Origin of the sequence: Olsenella uli, from assembly GCF_016900775.1 — a bacterium.
In the GTDB taxonomy this organism is placed as follows: domain Bacteria; phylum Actinomycetota; class Coriobacteriia; order Coriobacteriales; family Atopobiaceae; genus Thermophilibacter; species Thermophilibacter uli_A.
The window spans coordinates 77,135-93,274 of record NZ_JACJKN010000001.1 but is presented as its reverse complement, the minus strand read 5'-3'; the positions used below and the strand labels follow the sequence as shown (position 1 = coordinate 93,274).

Below are 16,140 nucleotides of genomic sequence, written 5' to 3'. Positions count from 1 at the left end.
AGAAGAACATCAATTCATGAATTTGGTACGCACCCGGAGGGCATCCCTACCCCCAGAGCCGCTCCAGGTAGCGCGCCACGCCGGACTCGGCGCAGGACGACGTCACGTGGTCAGCCGCCGCGAGGCACTCCGGGCAGGCGTTGGCCATGGCCACGCCATCACCGGCGGCCAGCAGCATGGGGACGTCGTTGGTGGAGTCGCCAAAGGCCACCGTGTCCTCGGGCGAGATGCCCAGGCGCTCGCAGAGCCAGAGAAGCGCCGTCCCCTTGGTGGCGTCGGCGCGCGTGACCTCGACGTTGCAGGGAAGCGACGAGGAGCGGCAGAGCGCCGGCCGCGCGTCGACGGCGTCCCACACAGCCTGACGGTCCTTCTCGGTGAGGTAGAAGATGTTGACGCGCCCGACGCTCCCGGCGCCCGCAACGAGCTCCTCGACCGTCCCGTCATAGGGGACACGCACGGCCTTCACCTGCTGACGGGTAGGCTCGCTGACGGCAATGCGGTCGAGCAGGGGCCAGCGGTCGCAGGTAGTGCGCGGGACACCGTCGGCGAGCACGTCAAAGGTGACGGGCAGGTCGCGCACCGCGGCATAGAGGTCGAGCACCAGGTCCTTCTCGATGGGAAGCTCGTGCAGGACCTCGTCCGCGCGCAGGTCATAGATGAGCGCGCCGCCCCCGCAGACGGCATAGCGCACGCTTGGGTGGGAGGCGAGCTCTGCCGGGATTCCGTCGGCGCTCCTCCCCGTGCAGGGCACGATGCCCGCGCCGCGCTCAAGTGCGAGGTCGAGGGAGCGCAGGTTGTCCGCCGTGATAGTCTTGTCCGGCGAGACAAACGTGTCGTCAAGATCTATGAACACCAGCCGGGCCGCCATCGCATCTCCCCTCCCCCGAACACATCCATTGTGACACGGGGACGGAGGGGTTGTCACCGCTCCGTCCCCGTGTCACGTCAGTCAACGCTAGTCTTAGTCAACGCTAGTCGACGCTGGCACGGGCCTTGATGTCGGCCAGGCGGGCGCGCTGCTCGGCGGTGAGCGGAATCCCGTAGTCCTCGCCGATCGTGGGGTCGGCGGGGTTCTCCAGCTTGAAGCCGCCGCCGCGGTTGTTGCGGAAGTTCTCCTTGGCCACGGAGATCATGAGCTTGATGCGGTTGAGCTGGTTCACCTCGGAGGCACCGGGGTCGTAGTCGACGGCCACGATGTTGCTCTCGGGGTGCATCTGGCGCAGGCGCTTGATGACGGACTTGCCCACCACGTGGTTGGGCAGGCACGCAAACGGCGAGCAGCACACGATGTTGGGCGTGCCGGTCTCGATCAGGTCGCACATCTCGGCCGTGAGCAGCCAGCCCTCGCCCATCGTGTTGCACAGGGAGAGCACCTGCTCGGCCTTGGCGGCGAGCTCGAAGATATCCGGGTAGGGCTGGAAGCGCGTAGTCTTTCTGAGCATCTTGTTGATGGGCTCACGGAGGCCCTCGATGAGCTTGATGCCCGCCATATGCGTGAGGCGGCTCGTTGCCTTGGTGCCGAGCTCGGCGTTGGTGTTGATGGCGTTGGTCATGCCAAAGAGGAAGAAGTCCACGAGCCCCGGCACGTTGGCCTCGCAGCCCTCCTGCTCGATGACCTTGACCACCTGGTTGTTGGCCGTGGGGTGGAACTTGACCAGGATCTCGCCGACCACGCCCACGCGCGGCTTGGAGCGGTCATTCACGAGCGGCAGCGCCTCGAAGGCGTCCACCGTGCGCTGGCAGAGGTCATAGAAGCGCTTGGAGCCGCCCGCCACGATGACGCCCTTGGCCTCGGCCATCATGCGGTCGTAGAGCGCGTCTGCGGAGCCGGGCTCGGCCTCGTAGGGGCGCACGCGGTAGAGCAGCTGCATGATGAGGTCGCCATAGAGCAGGGCGTTCACGGCCTTCATGAGCAGGCCGGGCTTCTTGAGGACGTCGAAGCCGGGGTTGTTCTCGTCCAGGCCGGAGGCGGCGGTGAGGCTGATCACCGGAATCTCGGGGTGGCCGGAGTCCTTGAGGGCCTTGCGGATGAGCGCGATGTAGTTGGTGGCGCGGCAGCCGCCGCCCGTCTGCGTGATGATCACGGCCAGGCGCGAGAGGTCGTACTTGCCGGAGAGCACCGCCTCCATGATCTGGCCCGTGACCAGAATCGAGGGATAGCAGATGTCGTTGTTGACGTACTTGAGGCCCGCCTCCACGGCACCCTGGTCAACCGAGGGCAGCAGCACCACGTTGTAGCCCGAGCTCTTGAAGAGCTCCTCGATCAGGTCAAAGTGGATCGGCGCCATCTGCGGGACGAGGATGGTGTAGCCGGCCTTCTGCATGTCCTCGGTGTAACGGACCTTCTCGAACGCAGCGCTCGCGGCCTCGCGGTAGACCGGCACGCGACCCTCCTGCGTCTTGCGGGCGCGCTCGAGCGAGCCGTCGGCGCGGCGGACGCCCACGGGCTCCACCTCGCGGACCTTGCCCTGGCTGGCAGCGCGGCGCAGCTCCTCGCGCTGCTCGGTGAGGGCGGCCATGAGGGAGCGGATGCGGATGCGGGCGGCGCCCAGGTTGGAGACCTGGTCGATCTTGAGGACGGTGTAGATCTTGCCGGAGGCCTCGAGGATCTCCTGGACCTGGTCGGTGGTGAGGGCGTCGAGGCCGCAGCCAAACGAGAAGAGCTGAATGAGGTCGAGGTCGTTGCGGGACGCCACGAAGCGCGCCGCACGGTAGAGGCGGCTGTGGAACATCCACTGGTCGATCACGCGGATGGGGCGCTCGGGCTTCATCTTGTGGGCGACGGAGTCCTCGGTGAGCACGGCAAAGCCGAAGGAGTGCACGAGCTCGGGGATGGCGTGGTTGATCTCGGGGTCGTTGTGGTAGGGGCGGCCGGCGAGCACGATGCCGTGCGCGTCGTGCTCCTCGATCCAGCGCAGGGCCTCGTCGCCGGCGCGGTGCATGGCGTCCTTGAACTCGAGGTCAGCCTCCCACGCGTAGTTCACGGCCTCGTCGATCTCGGCGCGCGTGATGTGCTCGCCGCGCACGCGGCCGCGGCCCTCCGCCGCGTCCTTCTCGCGCTGCTCGGAGACGAGCTCGTAGAGGCGGCGCTTGAGCTCCTTCTTCTTGTCATACGGGATGAACGGCGAGAGGTACTCGATCTTGGAGCCCTGGCCGAGCTCGTCGACGTTCAGGCCCAGCGCCTGGGGGTAGCTCATGACGATCGGGCAGTTGTAGTGGTTAGTGGCGCCGTCGTCCTCCTGGCGCTCCCAGCGGATGCAGGGCATCCAGATGAAGTCCGGGTCCTTCTCGATGAGGTTCATGATGTGGCCGTGGGAGAGCTTGGCCGGGTAGCACACGGACTCGGAGGGCATGGACTCGATGCCCGCGTCATAGGTCTTGGCCGAGGTCTGGTCGGAGAGCACCACCGAGAAGCCGAGCTTGGTGAAGAACGCGTGCCAGAACGGGTAGTTCTCGTACATGTTGAGCGCTCGCGGGATGCCCACCGTGCCGCGCGGGGCCTCCTCGGGATCCAGCACCGGACGGTCGAAGAGCAGCTTGTTCTTGAAGTCGAAGAGGTTGGGGGCGTCGTTCTTCTTGGCCTTGGAGCCGCCCGCGCCCTTCTCGCAGCGGTTGCCCGTGATGAAGCGACGGCCGCCGCCGAAGTCGTTGATCGTGAGCAGGCAGTTGTTGGAGCAGCGGCCGCAGTGGACGTTGGTGTGCTTGACCTTGAGGTTGTCGATGTCCTCGCGCGAGAGGATCGTGGAGGTGCCCATGGCGCCGGCGCGGTCGCGGGCGAGAAGGGCGGCGCCGTAGGCGCCCATGCAGCCCGCGATGTCCGGGCGGATGACGTCACGGCCGGTCAGCTTCTCGAAGGCGCGCAGGGTGGCGTCGGACATGAAGGTGCCGCCCTGGACCACGCACCACTGGCCGATCTCATCGAAGTCGCGCAGCTTGATGACCTTGAAGAGGGCGTTCTTGATGACGGAGTAGGACAGGCCCGCGGCCACGTCGCCGATGGTCGCGCCCTCCTTCTGCGCCTGCTTGACGCGGGAGTTCATGAAGACGGTGCAGCGGCTGCCCAGGTCAACCGGGCTCTTGGCGCGCGTGGCCGCCTGCGCGAACTCCTGCACGGTCATGTTCATGGACACGGCGAAGCTCTCGATGAAGGAGCCGCAGCCCGAGGAGCACGCCTCGTTGAGCATGATGTGCTCGATGACGCCGTCCTTGACCTGCAGGCACTTCATGTCCTGGCCGCCAATGTCCAGGATGAACTGCACGTCCGGGACAAAGGCCTTGGCGCCGCGCAGGTGCGCCACGGTCTCGATCTCGCCGGAGTCGGCGCGCAGGGCCTCGATGAGGATCTGCTCGCCGTAGCCGGTGGTGGTCACGTGGCCGATCGTGCAGCCCGCGGGCAGCAGGTCGTAGATGCCGTCCATGATGTGGCGCGCGGTGCCGAGCACGTCGCCGTTGTTGTTGCCGTACCAGGTGTAGAGGAGCTCCCCGCCCTCGCCCACCACGGCGCACTTCATCGTGGTGGACCCGGCGTCGATGCCGATGAACACACGGCCCTGATAGGTGGCCAGGTCGCCCTTGGGGACCACCTGCTTGTCGTGGCGCTCCTTGAACTCCTCGTAGTCCTTCTCACTCTCGAAGAGCGGCTCGAGGCGCGCGACCTCGGAGCCCTGGGTGTCCTTGAGGTTCTCGAGCAGCCGGATGACCTCGTCGAAGGTCACGTACTTCTCGGACTCGCCGGCAAGGGCCGCGCCCGTGGCCACGAAGAGGTGGGCGTTCTCGGGCACGATGATGTGCTCTTCGTCGAGGTTGAGCGTGAGGTAGAAGCGCTTGCGGAGCTCCGAGAGGTACTGGAGCGGGCCGCCGAGAAACGCCACGTGGCCGCGGATGGGGTGGCCACACGCCAGGCCCGAGACCGTCTGGTTGGCCACGGCCTGGAAGATGGAGGCCGCGATGTCGGCCGGCTTGGCGCCCTCGTTCAGCAGCGGCTGGACGTCGGACTTGGCGAAGACGCCGCAGCGGGACGCGATGGGGTGGATCTGCGTGGCGTCCTTGGCGAGCTCGTTGAGGCCGGAGGCGTCCGTGTGGAGCAGGCTCGCCATCTGGTCGATGAAGGCGCCCGTGCCGCCGGCGCAGGTGCCGTTCATGCGCTGCTCGATGCCGTTGTCAAAGTAGATGATCTTGGCGTCCTCGCCGCCCAGCTCGATGGCGCAGTCGGTCTGGGGGATGAGCGTCTCCACGGCGCGCTTGGAGGCGATGACCTCCTGGACAAACTCCAGGCCCAGCCAGTTGGCGAGCAGCATGCCGCCGGAGCCCGTGATGGAGACGCGCATGGGCGCCGCACCGATCACCTTGCGCGCGCGGGCGAAGAGCTCCTTTGCCGTGGCGCGGATGTCCGTGTGGTGGCGCTCGTAGTTGGCGTAGACCAGGTTGTCGTTGTCATCGATGACGGCAAGCTTCACCGTGGTGGAGCCCACGTCGATGCCCAGGCGCAGGTGCGCGTGAGAGAAGTCGGCGGGATTGGCCGGCGAGAGCTCGGCGCCGTCCTGCTTGAGGGCGAGCGGGCGGCGGGCGGCCTTCTCGGCCTGGATGGAAGAGGCGGTCTTACTCATTAGTTGTCCTCCTTGGAGCACATGACGGCCAGGGCGAAGCTCGGGATGTCGAGGTCGATGGGGTTGTCATAGAGGTCGCCGGGGCGCACGAACATGAGCGCGGTCATGAGGCGGGCCATCGTGGGCACGCTCTCGCGCATGCCGCCCTCGAGCCAGCGCAGCAGCACGCCGACCTCGGCGGAGATGCAGAACGTGAGGTAGTAGTCAAAGAGCGGGCCGAGCGCGCGCAGGTCGAGCCCATCGCGGGCGCGCGCGCCGACGACCTCGTACGCGAGCGCCTTGATGCGCTCGGCGAAGGCCGGGTCTCCCCCGTTGCCGAGGAGCGGGCGCAGGTAGTCGCCGCGCTCGCGCACGCAGGCGAGCAGCTCCTCCGCGCCGGGCGCGGGCTCGCCGCGGTCAAGGGCGGCGCGCAGGTCGTTGAGGTGGCAGGCGGCGATGCGCGCGAGCGGCGCGCGGAACTCCGCGAGCGTCTCGTCCTCGATCTGCGTGACGAGGTCAGGGATGTCCCGGAAGTGGGAGTAAAACGTGCGGCGCGTGACGCCGGCGCGCTCGGTCACCGCGGTCACGGTGACGCGGGAGAGGTCGCCCGTGGCGGAGATCTCCTTGGCAAGGGCCTGGCGCAGGGCGCGCCGCGTGCGGACGCTCCTGCGGTCGGTGCTGAGAACGCACTCCTGCATGCGGTCCCTTCGACGTTATTTCACAGCGTGCGTAGTATTGCACAACCTGTGCAGTAACGCTGCGGCACCCGGCGGGCCACAGCATCTCCACGGTGGGCGGGACGCCTCGCCGGCCCTTCTCGCCTTGGCGGGCGCGCGCTTGCGGGTTAGAGAATCGGGGCTGTTGCACGGAGGCGGTAGGAGCGGATTAGAAACGGACGGGCGTTGGAGACCGGCGGTCCGCGCGGGTTAGGAAGTCGGGAGCGTTGCAGGTCAGCGGGGTGTGTGGGCTAGAAACGGGCGGCACCTGAGCGGTCAGACGGCCCAAGATTCACCCCGAAACGCCACGGCCACTGCAACGAGCGCATTTCTCTAAACGGGTCGCGGCCCCGGCCTGCAACGAGCCCGACTTCCTAACAAGCCCGCGCCACACAACTGCAACGATCGAGATTTTCTAAGCATCCCCTCGAGCAAGAACCGCCACTCACGCCCTCCCCTCCCTCACGGCCTGCGATAATGTGTCCCATACGAAAACTCATGACCGGGAGGCAGACATGACGAGCTCGCTCGCCAAAGGGGCCGCGGCGACGCTGCTTGCGCTCGTCCTTCTTGCCGGATGCGCGGGCGGCGAGAAGGACGACGCCGTGGCAGAGGACGTCTCCGAAACGGACGCCGCTGCGGAGGTCGTGCTGGACGAACCCGCCCCCGAGCCAGAACCCGAGCCGGAGCCGGAACCAGAGCCGGAGCCCGAACCCGAGCCGGAGCCCGAGCCAACGCACTCCCTCGACCTTTCCGCGCCCGTGGTCACCACAACCTCGGAGTCCGGCATCACCGCTACCGCACCCGACGGCTTTCTCGCCACACCGGCGTTCCAGCGCGTGGAGGAGGAGGTCTTCAACCTGCGCAACCAGGGCCTGACCGTGGCGTTTGCCCTCGTGGACCTCACCACCGGCAACGGCATCTGGTGCAACGCGGACGAGCGGCTCTATCCCGCAAGCAGCATCAAGGCCGCGTACTGCGCGATGGTCTGCGAGAACAACGGCGGGTCGGCGGGCATGGCGGCAACGATGGAGGACTGCCTCACCAACTCCTCCAACGACGCCTACCATGCGCTGCTCGACGCGTTTGGCCTGCGGGCCTTTGGCGACTGGCTCGCCGCGCACGGCGCCCCCGGGGCAAGCGGGGACGGCTACTACTATTACTATCCCGACATCTCCGCCCACGAGCTCTGCTCCGTCTGGCAGGAGATCTACCGCTTTGGCACCTCCGGGGAGGCGGGCGGCGCCGAGCTTGCCGGATATCTTGCGCGGACCAACTACACGCCGATGGGCAACCTCCTGCGCGAGGGCGCGGGCTTTGAGGTGTGGAGCAAGCCCGGCTGGTATCCCGATGACGAGAACGACATCGCCGCCACCAACGACGCCGGCATCGTCTTCTCTGACTGCGGGCCGTACGTAATGGTGGTCATGACCGACATGAGCGCCTACCTCGACGGGCTCTACCCGCTCGTCGACGCGCTCAACATGGCCCACGGCACCATGTGCGGCGGTTCCGAGGCGTCGCTGCTCCCGTAGCCTCGGGCAGGCGCGAGCACCGTCCACTCGTTGGCGTCGGCAGCCATCTGCGCGGCGCCTACGACATCGTCCGCAGCTCCCGGCGCCGGGTTTCCGCGCAATCAGGCCGTTGGTGCGAAAGGCGCGCCGCATCATGCGCAATCAGCGCCTTGGTGCGAAGCCTTTTCTCGCCCCTCCCCCTCTTTTGGACGCCGAATTACGCCCATGAGCAGCAAAATGCCTGTTGGCGTTGAGCCGCCTACTCAGAAGAAGCCAGAAAGGCTTCGCACCAAGGCGCTGATTGCGCAGAGGGCTTCGAGATTTTCGCACCAACGGCCCGATTGCGCAAGATCGCCCGCGCCCCGACCGCGCCGGCCCTAGGGGTCGCCTAGGAAGCGCTATCTTCTGGGCCGGTTGGCAAGCCAGATGTGGTGGAGGCCACGCAGGGTGAGTGTGTCGTCGACCGTGACCTCGTGACGCAGGAGGGCCGCCATCGCCTCCGCACCATCGCCGGTCATGATGACGGGGGCATCCACGCCAAGCTCGCGCATCACGGCATCGAGCAGGCCGTCGATGCGCGCGACCTCGCCGAGCACCACGCCGGACTGCATCGCGGAGCGCGTGTTGCGCCCGATGACGGACGTTGGGGCGCGCAGCTCGATCATGGGCAGGCGCGCCGCCGCCTCAGAGAGCGAGCGGGCGCCTAGGGCCAGACCCGGAGCGATGATGCCGCCCGCAAACGCCCCGTCCGCGTCCAGGACCTCGAAGTTCGTCGTGGTGCCCAGGTCAACGACCACCGCAGGCGCACCGTAGTCCGCCCGCGCCGCCACGACGTCGGCCACGCGGTCGGCGCCCACCTCGGAGGGATCGTCGTAGCGCATCTTGAGGCCCGTCTTGAGCCCGGGCCCCACCACATATGTACGGCCGGGACAGCTCGCGGCGAGCGCGCGACGCCAGACGTCGGTCAGCATGGGCACCACACAGGCGAGGATGGCGTCATCGGGAAGCCGCTCCCCCATCAGGGCGAGCACCTGCGCAAGCTGCATGCGCGCCTCGTCCGCCGTGAGCCGCTCATGCGTGGTGAGCTCCCACGTCCCCACGAGCTCGCTGCCCGAGAAGAGTCCGAGCCGCGTGCGGGTGTTGCCCACATCAACCGCCAGCAGGTTTTTCTCGCCTGCACTCTTCTCGTTCTGCGCCATGCGTCCTCCAAAAGAAGCCCCCAGCACCGCGGAAGGGGTCGAAATGGGCATACTGTGGATGACGAGGCCCGCTTGGGTAGGCTGGGTCGCGCCGGATATGAGTGAAGCGGGTCGCTCGTCCGCTAGGCTAGCGACCCAACTCATGTTCGTCGTTAGACCTGCTCGCTTTGGACAGAGCGGCAACCGTCAACCACCTTCGATTTTACGTCATCCCCATCCGCCGCCGCATGCCAGCTTCTGCCATACTGGTGCGGTCTCAGAAACCCGACTCCCCATGAGGGGGAGCGGATATTCGAAGGAGAACACATGAGCCAGAGCAGCTCGCGCGCCTCGTGGCGCGGGCAGCTGAGCCCCGTGGGCATTGCCATCGGGTGTCTTGGCTGCGTCATCATCACGGCGTCCTCGGTCTACACCGCCCTCAAGATGGGCGCGCTGCCGTGGCCGACCATCTTCACCTCCATCGTTGCGCTGTTCCTGCTGCGGGCCTTTGGGCACCGGAGCCTCAACGAGGCCAACGTCACGCAGATCGTGATGTCGGCCGGCTCCATGGTGGCCGGAGGCCTGGCCTTCACCATCCCCGGCATCTGGATGCTCGGCCTTGCCGACGAGGTCAGCTGGGCCGAGATGCTCGTCGTGGCGCTGGCCGGCACGCTGCTGGGCCTCGTGTGCACGGCCGCGATCCGCCGACGCTTCGTCGATGAGTCCGACCTCGAGTACCCCATCGGCACCGCCGCGGCCGAGACCCTCATGGCCACCAAGACGGGCGGCGTCACGGGCAAGCGGCTCTTTGGCTCCATGGGCCTCGCGGGTCTCTGGTGCATCGCGCGCGACGCCCTGGGCTGGATGCCCTCGCTCGTGGCGCAGCTACCCATCCCCGGCGTGAGCTTTGCCATCTACAACTCCCCGCAGATGCTCTCCGTGGGCTTTCTCGTGGGCGGCTTTGCCGTGGCGTTCTGGTTCCTCGGCGCGCTCGTGGGCAACTTCGGCATCATCGTGGGTGGGAGCGCCGCGGGCCTCTGGGACGTGGCGACGGCCCAGGGCATCGTCTCCAGCCTGGGCATGGGCCTCATGATGGGCTCCGGCGTGGGCGTGGTGCTGAAGGACATCCTCCCGCACGCAGCGAGGCTGCTGCGCGGGCGCGACGCGTTCGCCAGCGGCGCGGGCAGCGAGAAGGACGGCGCGGAGGGCCGCCGCACCGGGCTCGACTTCGGCGTGCTTGCCCTCATGGTGGCCGCCGCCGCGCTGCTCGTGTGCATCGGCCTTGGGCTGGGGCCGCTCGTGGCCGTGTCCGTGGTTCTTCTCGCCTTTGTGACCACGATCATGAGCGCGCAGTCCGTGGGCCAGACCGGCATCGACCCGATGGAAATCTTCGGCCTCATCGTGCTTCTGGCCGTGGCGGCGTTCTCTGACGCGAGCCAGGTTCAGCTCTTCTACGTGGCCGGCGTGGTGGCCGTGGCGTGCGGCCTTGCCGGCGACGTCATGAGCGACTTCAAGACCGGCGCCATCATCGGCACGAGCCCGCGCGCCATGTGGGGGGGCCAGGCCATCGGCGCGCTGCTGGGCACCGTGGTTGCCGTGGCGGTGCTCTGCACGCTGTTCGCCGCCTACGGGCCGGGCGCGTTTGGCTCCGGGCAGATGTTCGTCTCCGCGCAGGCGAGCGTGGTGGCGACGATGGTCTCGGGCATCCCGAGCGTCCCGGGGTTTGTGATCGGCCTTCTCGGCGGCGTGGCGCTCTACTGGGCGGGGCTTCCTGCCATGATGTTTGGCCTCGGCGTGTACCTGCCGTTCTATATGTCCCTCACCGCGGCGCTCGGCGCGGGCGTCAGGTGGGTCTACGAGCGCGTCTGCGCGGCGCGCGGCATAGCGGACAGCGAGGAGAAGGGCGTGGTCGTGGCCTCCGGCGTGCTGGGCGGCGAGTCCATCGTGGGCGTGGTGATTGCACTCCTCTCGGTGGTAGGGGGCCTCACGGGCTAGCAGGCCCCGCATCCACGCCGCGCTTAGACATTTGGGGTCGTTGCGGGATTTCTCCCCTCACATGTTAGAGATGGGCGGTCGTTGCAGGCGGGCTGGCCGAGAAGAACCTCGGCACGCACAAGCCGCCTGCAACGACCGCCGTTTTCTAACCGATGTCGACGCGGGACCCGCAACGACCGCCCGTCTCTAACGCGCTCCCCAGGAAATCCCGCAACGACTCCCGTTTGCTAAGCAGTCGCAGGCGGCAGGCCGCGCCCAGCGCGCGCCGGGCCCTACGCAAGCGCAATCTCCAGCAGGTCAACCCGCAGGTCGCCCTCCACCGTGAGGAAGAGTGCCTCTCGTGACCCGCGCGGCGCGACCACCCCGGAGAAGCTTTCCCACGCACGGCCAACGCCCCGCAGGTCAACGTACCCAATGACGTCCGCGCCGGCCTCGTCCGTCGCCGCGACGAGGCGCCCCTCCCCGCGGCCGCGCGCCACCACGGAGAGTCTCGTGGTCTTTGCAAGGTCAAAGTACTTGAAGCCCACGACCGCCCCCGCTCGCAGGTTGGCCACATACTGCCGCGCCGCACGCCCCGAGCCCTCCTGCGTGAAGTACGGGTGCCGCGCCAGGCGCCGGCGCGCCCCGCGGCCGTCCACGCGCCCGGCACCAGAGGCGGACCAGAGGTTGCACGCAATTCTCGCCGGATAGGCCCCTCGCCCCGCAAGCGGCCCTCCGTTGAGGCCGCAGCTCGTCACCTCGGCCTGGGCAAAGCCGTCCCGCGGGTTGCCGCGCAGTCGCTCGGCGCAGGCCTGGCGCGCATAGGAGCTGCGGTTGGTCTGGCGGTGATAGAAGACGTAGTAGGCGTCCCCCAGGCGTAGGAGCCCGCCGTGGGTGTTGCCCAGGTAGTTGACGGCATGTGCCTCGTCCGGACGCCCGGGCAGGCCCACGTCTCCCAGAGAGACGAGCGTGCCGCCAAAGACAAATCCACCGTCCGGCCGGTCGCTCACCGCATAGCAGAGCTCGTGGTTGTGCACCGAGCTGTACACAAAGACGTAGCGGCCGTCGTACTTGCGGATGGAGCTCGCCTCAAAGAAGCCGTGGCCGGCAAAGGAGCCCGGGCCCTCCGTCGGAAACACCAGCCGCTGCTCGCCGCGCACCGTCAGCATGTCGGGCTCCAGCCCCACCAGATAGCCACCCTCGCTGCGCGTGCGCACGCCGCCCGTCACAGCCGCCGGGACATGGGTGCGAAAGCCCGAGTACAGCCACACGCACCCGTCATCGTCCACGAGCACGCCCGGGTCAAAGGCCATCCCGTCCCCCGCACGCCGCCCGTACGGCGTGCCGTCCGGCCAGCTCACGTGACCATAGAACTCGTAGCGCCCCGCCGGCTCGTCGCAGACGGCCACACCGATCACGCTCATGAAGTCGAAGGCGTAGAAGAGGTAGTAGCGCCCGTCCGGCCCGCGGGCCACGTCGGGCGCAAAGAGCAGTCGCAGCCCCAGGCGATTTCGCGGGTCCTGCGATCGACGATAGATCACGCCCTCGCAGCGCCAGTCAGAGAGGTCGTCCACGGGCGCGGACCAGCAGACGTAGTCCTCCACGCAAAACATCGGCGCACCAAAGCGGTCGTGCGACCCGTACACGTAGACGCGGCCGTCAAAGACATGCGGCTCGCCGTCCGGCACGTACTCCCACTCGGGAAGATACGGGTTGAGCGCCTGGCCTCTCATGGATCCCCCCCCCTTCGCCCGCAGCCCATGATAGCGAGAAGAACCCGCACGTGCCGCCGCACCACGCCCATCCAGAGCGTCGCGGCACCCCCGCAGAGTCAGCAAGCGGGTGGTTTGCGACACTCTCACGCGCCAAAGTGTCGCCAGACCCCCACGGGCGGCTCGCACGGAGGCGCGACGACACTCCGCCTGCCCGCATCCAAAGCGTCGCCAGACCCCCGCAGATAATCTGTGCGGGGCCGTGGCGACATTCCCCACTGAGGAAGTGTCGCAAACCGCCCGCTCGGATCCTCTGCGGGGCCGTGGCGACATTTCCGCCCGCACGCCCGCGCGCCCGCACGCGCCCGCGCCCCCGACCCCACAGGATGACGGGGCCGGCCCGGGGAAGGGCCGGCCCCGTCGGGGAGGGAAGGGCTCAGGTCAGACGATCGCGCGGGCTACTTCTTGCCCGCCTTCTCGGCGGCCTCCTCGGCCTCGATCTCCTTGTTGCGCTTGGCGCCGAGGTAGCAGCGCACGCCGAGCGCGGCCGCGCCGGCGAGCAGCACCGCCGAGCCGCCCCAGACGCCGTACTGCCACGGCGAGGGCGAGGTGGTGATGGTGGAGCCGGGGGCCATGCCCTGCATGGCGTTGGAGTTCACCACGGTGTAGAGCACGCGGTGGGACGCCTCGCGCAGGCGCGCCACGACGGAGGCCTCGCCGGTGCCCTGGAACGCGGGCGTCATGGCGGCGTAGGTCAGGTGCAGGTCGGTGCCACCGTCGAGGCCCCAGTTCTTGTCCATGTAGCCGTAGAGGTTGAAGTCCGTGATGATGCAGCCCGTGAAGCCCCACTCGCCGCGCGGGATCTCGGTGCAGAGGGCGTGAGAGCCGCCGGCCCACTGGGTGCCCACGTAGTTGAAGGAGCTCATCATGGCCGTGCAGCCCGGCATCTCGACGGTCTCGACGGTGCCCTGGTCGTCGGCGATGTACTTCATCTCGGCCTTGGACTCCTTGATGGTGAGCTCGAACGGGCGCAGGTAGATCTCGCGCGCGGTCTGCTCCGTGGCCCACGTGCAGAGGTGCTGGACGCGGTAGGACTCCTGGTCGTTGAGGGCGTAGTGCTTGATCATGGCGTAGACGCCGTTGCTCGCGGCGCCAGAGACCACCGCGGCGCCCATCTTGCCGGCGAGCAGCGGATCCTCGGAGTAGTACTCGAAGTTGCGGCCGGCAAAGGGCGACCGGTGCGTGTTCATGGCCGGCGCATACCAGCCGTTGTAGCCGGACGCCAGGGCCTCCTGGCCAATCATCTGGCCGGTGCGGTACATGAGCTCGGTGTTCCAGGTCTGAGCCATGATGAACTCGGAGCAGTACGCGCAGTTACCGGTGGAGCCGGTGAGCGAGGTGAAGCCGGCCGGGCCGTCGGGCTCGGAGGTGGCGGGCTTGCCGATGTGCGCGATGGCGGGCGTGTTGTAGGCGCAGTCGTTGAGCATCGTGGTCATGTCGTCCACGGTGAGCTGGTCGAGCAGCTGGTCCCACATCTCGTCGTCATACGCCTTGCCGCGCAGGTCGATGAGGGAGACGCCGTTGTTGGCGCCGGTGGTGGGCATCGCCTCGTCGCCAAGGTGCTGCGTGTAGTCGTACTCCTCGAGCGTGATGCCGCACTCGGCAGCGGTCTTGTCGGCCGCGGCCTCGGGCCAGGTGCCGGCAAAGTCCGCGCGGGACATGGTGCCGCCGCAGTTGTCGTTCATGTACGTCGTCATGTCGTCGAAGCGGTTGGCAAGCTCGTTGCCCGTGGCGTCATCGGTCTTGTAGGTCTCGGCCTCGAGGGTGACGCCCTGCTCGGCGATGACGGTGTGGGAGTCGGAGCGCAGAGAAATCACGTAATCGCCCGCGTCGAGGACGTAACCACCCTCGTCGGAGCTCCAGGACGCCATCTGGCGCACCGGGAACGTGAGGTCGACGGTCTCGGACGCGCCGGGGTCGAGCAGCGCGGTCTTGCCGAAGGCGCCGAGCACGACGGCGCTCTTCTCGATGCCGCCCGCGGTGTACGGGGCGCTGTAGTAGATCTCGACGACGCTCTTGCCCGCCACGGAGCCCGTGTTGGTCACAGTGACGGAGACCTCGACGTTGTCGCCGTTCACGGCGCAGGAGTCAAGCGTCTGCTCGAAGGTGGTGTAGGAGAGGCCGTAGCCAAACGGGAACACGACGGCGGAATCGTAGTCGAAGTCGTAGTTGCCCGCCTCGGCCTCTGCGGCGGCCGTCTCGTAGAAGCGGTAGCCGTAGTAGATGCCCTCCTTGTACTCCACGAAGTACGCGGTACCGTTGGAGACGGTGCCGGTGTAGTTGGTGGTGTAGTAGTTGGAGACGTCGGTGTACTGCTTGCCGCCGAAGTTGCCGAAGGTGGGGTCGGCGGTGAAGTCCGCGGCCCAGATGTCGGTGGTCTTGCCGGACGGGTTCACCGCGCCGGTGAGGACCTGGCCCACGGCCGCCGCGCCGGAGGCGCCGAGCGAGCCGATGGAGACGATCGCGTCGACCGCGAGGTCGCCCTCCATGAGCGGGCCGAGCTCCATCGGCGTGGAGCCGTTGTAGAGCACGATGACCTTGTCGCAGGACTCCTTGACCGCCGTCAGGAGGTCGATCTCCTCCTTGGAGAGCTCGAGCTCGTGCTGGCCCTCCACATAGTTGGCGGTCTCGTCGTTGGGGGTGAAGTTCTCGGAGACGCCGGAGTTCACGTCGCCGATGAGGTCGCGCGAGAGGTCGCCGCCCTCGCCGCCGCCACGGCCGATGACCACGACGGCCGTGGTGCCGGCGATGGAGCTCTTGGCCTCGTCGCTGTAGGCGGACCAGGGAATCTCGCCGATGTAGTAGCTCGCGGTGGACGGGTTGTCCATCGTGATGTTGGCCTTGGGGTAGTTGGCGAAGTTCTCGGCGATCCAGTTGTAGGCGGTGTCGTTGACCGCAAGGCCCGAGTTGACGATGCCGTCATAGAGCGTAACGCAGTCGTTGGGGTCGACGGTTCCCGAGCCCGCCCCGCCGTAGACGGGGTCGGCGGCGTAGCGGCCGATGAGCGAGACGGACTCGCCGGAGGCCAGCGGCAGCGCGTTGTTGTCATTCTTGAGAAGGACGATGCCCTCGCCCTCGATCTCGATGACGATGTTCTTGGCCTCCTCCGTGGCACGGCCACGGCCGCGGTACTGCTGGTCGTAGTACGCGGTGTCCCAGTCCTCGGAGCCGGGGGCGTTGGTGATGGTGGTCTCGCCGCCGCCGATGTAGTGGTCGATGGCGGACTTGAACATGTTGGTGCCCACGTTGGCAGCAACCGTAACGCCAACAAGGCCGGCGGCCGTGGCGCCGCTCGCGATGAACCCGCGGCGGGTCATCTTCTTCCTGGGCTTCTTGGCATCAGCCATGGGTACTCCCCTTCCCTTCTGTTGCAGATACCTTCATTCAACGGGTTTGGGCGA

8 protein-coding genes are annotated in these 16,140 nt (G+C 67.6%); 2 read left to right on the top strand and 6 right to left on the bottom strand.

Annotated features, from left to right (window positions below; translation table 11 throughout):
* Positions 1–46 precede the first annotated feature (46 nt).
* The 3 genes from H6A23_RS00445 to H6A23_RS00435 all read right to left on the bottom strand — a co-directional run bounded on the left by H6A23_RS00445 (position 47) and on the right by H6A23_RS00435 (position 6,283).
* Positions 47–868, bottom strand: a complete 822-nt coding sequence (locus H6A23_RS00445; protein WP_204830236.1) for an HAD family hydrolase — start codon at positions 866–868, stop codon at positions 47–49.
* A 103-nt stretch (positions 869–971) separates the two neighbouring features.
* Positions 972–5,606 carry a 2-hydroxyacyl-CoA dehydratase gene (locus tag H6A23_RS00440; RefSeq protein WP_204830235.1) on the bottom strand — a complete coding sequence of 1,545 codons (4,635 nt, stop codon included), beginning with the start codon at positions 5,604–5,606 and terminating at the stop codon, positions 972–974.
* Complete coding sequence (locus H6A23_RS00435; protein WP_204830234.1) at positions 5,606–6,283, bottom strand: TetR/AcrR family transcriptional regulator; 678 nt, start codon at positions 6,281–6,283, stop codon at positions 5,606–5,608. Before H6A23_RS00435 ends, H6A23_RS00440 begins: the two co-directional genes overlap by 1 nt.
* Before the next feature lie 533 nt (positions 6,284–6,816).
* On the opposite strand from H6A23_RS00435, the gene H6A23_RS00430 reads away from it, so the two are divergent.
* Positions 6,817–7,836, top strand: coding sequence for a serine hydrolase (locus tag H6A23_RS00430; protein WP_204830233.1), 1,020 nt, complete (start codon positions 6,817–6,819; stop codon positions 7,834–7,836).
* A gap of 377 nt (positions 7,837–8,213) precedes the next feature.
* Here the strand turns inward: H6A23_RS00430 and H6A23_RS00425 are convergent, their stop codons facing one another.
* Complete coding sequence (locus tag H6A23_RS00425) at positions 8,214–9,014, bottom strand: type III pantothenate kinase (protein ID WP_204830232.1); 801 nt, start codon at positions 9,012–9,014, stop codon at positions 8,214–8,216.
* A gap of 306 nt (positions 9,015–9,320) precedes the next feature.
* Between H6A23_RS00425 and H6A23_RS00420 the strand changes: the two genes are divergently transcribed.
* Positions 9,321–10,988: an OPT/YSL family transporter gene (locus H6A23_RS00420; RefSeq protein WP_204830231.1), complete on the top strand. Its 1,668-nt coding sequence runs from the start codon at positions 9,321–9,323 to the stop codon at positions 10,986–10,988.
* A gap of 272 nt (positions 10,989–11,260) precedes the next feature.
* Here H6A23_RS00420 and H6A23_RS00415 read toward each other — a convergent pair whose 3' ends face one another.
* Both H6A23_RS00415 and H6A23_RS00410 read right to left on the bottom strand, forming a co-directional pair.
* A complete protein-coding gene (locus H6A23_RS00415; protein WP_204830230.1) occupies positions 11,261–12,700 on the bottom strand; it encodes a family 43 glycosylhydrolase in 1,440 nt (479 codons plus the stop codon).
* Positions 12,701–13,137: 437 nt separating this feature from the next.
* Positions 13,138–16,086: a glycoside hydrolase family 3 protein gene (locus H6A23_RS00410; protein ID WP_204830229.1), complete on the bottom strand. Its 2,949-nt coding sequence runs from the start codon at positions 16,084–16,086 to the stop codon at positions 13,138–13,140.
* Positions 16,087–16,140: the final 54 nt, after the last annotated feature.